This is a genomic window from Roseateles sp. P5_B10 (assembly GCF_056400485.1).
This window is the reverse complement of sequence record NZ_JBFULE010001794.1, coordinates 1-511: the sequence shown is the minus strand read 5'-3', so window position 1 is coordinate 511 and position 511 is coordinate 1. Positions and strand designations below refer to the sequence as shown.

The window sequence follows — 511 nt, the reverse complement described above, 5'->3', positions numbered from 1 at the left end:
TTCGAAGGCATGGAAATGAACCGGCTGTTCCCCGTCCTCGTCACGACAGCCGTATTCGTTGCCGGCTTCATCGTCTGTTCGGTGCAATTCCCGAATTTCGCCTCGACCCGGGTGGTGGCCGATCTTCTCACCGACAACGCCTTTCTCGGCATCGTCGCCACCGGGATGACGTTCGTAATCATCTCTGGCGGAATTGACCTGTCGGTCGGTGCGGTCATCGGCTTCACCACGGTCTTTCTTGCCATTGCGATTGAGCGCATGGGCCTGTCGCCCTGGCTCGCCTTCGCACTCGTCCTTGTCATCTGTGCGTTGTTCGGGGCTGCGATGGGCGCGATCATCCAGTTGTTCGACCTGCCGCCGTTCATTGTCACGTTGGCCGGGATGTTCCTGGCGCGCGGCACCAGCTTTCTGATGTCGACGGAGTCGATCCCTATCACGGCGCCGCTTTACACTGGGCTGTCCGACTATGCGATCAAGTTGCCCGGTGACGGCCAGCTCACGGTGGTGGCGA

Annotated in this window: 1 protein-coding gene; it reads left to right on the top strand. The window is 60.5% G+C overall.

The genetic code is table 11. The annotated features are described in order from the left end of the window. Positions 1 to 15 precede the first annotated feature (15 nt). Positions 16 to 511: ABC transporter permease subunit (locus AC1DU6_RS35950; RefSeq protein ID WP_477863453.1), on the top strand; the 496-nt coding region annotated here is incomplete at its 3' end.